This window comes from Mesorhizobium sp. M7A.F.Ca.MR.148.00.0.0 (genome assembly GCF_003997735.1).
Taxonomy (GTDB): Bacteria; Pseudomonadota; Alphaproteobacteria; order Rhizobiales; family Rhizobiaceae; genus Mesorhizobium.
On the sequence record NZ_RZTB01000274.1, the window covers coordinates 1 to 1,399 of the forward strand.

The 1,399-nt window shown below is 51.7% G+C and carries 1 protein-coding gene; it reads right to left on the reverse strand.

Features of this window, described 5'->3' with window-relative positions; genetic code table 11:
- Positions 1-92 precede the first annotated feature (92 nt).
- Positions 93-1,355, reverse strand: a complete 1,263-nt coding sequence (gene sbmA / locus EOB49_RS33885; protein ID WP_127383503.1) for a peptide antibiotic transporter SbmA — start codon at positions 1,353-1,355, stop codon at positions 93-95.
- Between the last annotated feature and the right edge of the window lie 44 nt (positions 1,356-1,399).

Consider the following 1,399-nt stretch of genomic DNA (forward strand, 5'->3'; position numbering starts at 1 on the left):
ATGCATCAGTTTTCGCGATTATGTTTCGCGACAGGACGCTGGCCAAAGGCAGGTCTCGGTCGGCGGCTGAGCCGCCAACTTTCACACCCCAGTCAAGCTGGATCGGGCGCCTGTGCCTGGCGGTCGAGATAGCGCTGGTCGATTTCCGGCAGCGGCTCGCCATGCAGAGTGGCTTCGAAAGCGCGCAGACGCTTGTAGATCGAGATCAGCTCAACCACAGTTGGCCACGAGTTTACAAGATACTGGAACGACGATGTCACTTGGGAGAACGCATTGCTGATTTGGTTCAACAAACCTAAAGTGATCGCACCAGCCGCAATGGACGGCGCCATCAATATCAAAGAGAATATGTTGTTCGTTTGCAAATAGAGGTAGCGAAATACGTTGAAATACACGTAGTGAAAATACAGCCTAAAATAGTTTCTTCTTACATTTGCAAACAATTCCCTCACAGCAGGTGGCTGTGCTCGATTCGGGTCATCTTCACCAAGGACCAATTCTTTTCGATAAGCCGCCTCAACGCGCTGGTTCCGGAACTGAAGCCCAGGCAATTTAACGCCGACCACAGCCAGAAGCACGGTGCCAAACAAGGCCCAAAAAATAGCCGACAATAGCAGCGGATGCGGTATCACACCCACGATCGGCAATTCCGTGATGTGAACCGACAGGGCTATGAGCAGCGGAGTGAAGGCGATGAGGGTCATCACCGAGTCAATCAAATTGCCGCCGAGTTGCTCCATGATCGTGGAGAAACGCATCGTGTCTTCCTGGACACGCTGTGAGGCACCCTCAATATGCCTCAGCTTCTGCCAGTTTTCCATGTAAAACTGGTTCATTGCAGTGCGCCAACGGAAGACATAGTGACTTACCAAAAATACAGTAAGCGCACTGACCACCACGGCTACACCGGCAATTCCCATGAATGTAGCAATCTGCCAGTAGATATCGGAAGCGGTGATCTTTATTTTTCCCGAAATGGTATTCTGGATCAGATCCCAAAATGGCCCGTACCAGTTGTTGATGGCAACGCTCACCTGAACCTGGAAATAGGTGATGAAGAGGATCAGCACAGAGCCGAGAATGGACCAGATCTGCCATGGGTGTGGCGAATACCAAGCCCAAAAGACGTAGAAGAGCGCCACTACGACGGCAAAATATATGTAGAACCATAGAAACGGCAGTGACCAGAATGATGAGACACCGATGATCGGCGGCGCATCGGGAGCAGCTGGAGGCATACCGAAAACACCACCAAAACGTTCCCCTGCGTAGAACCAGAGCAAGACGGCAAGCAGGCTCCAGACGACCGCCGAGCTAAAAAACAGCTTCGGCTTTGGAAAAAACGATACGAACACTGTGGCGAATTCCTCGATCTGGGCGCAAATCAGCTGACTACGGC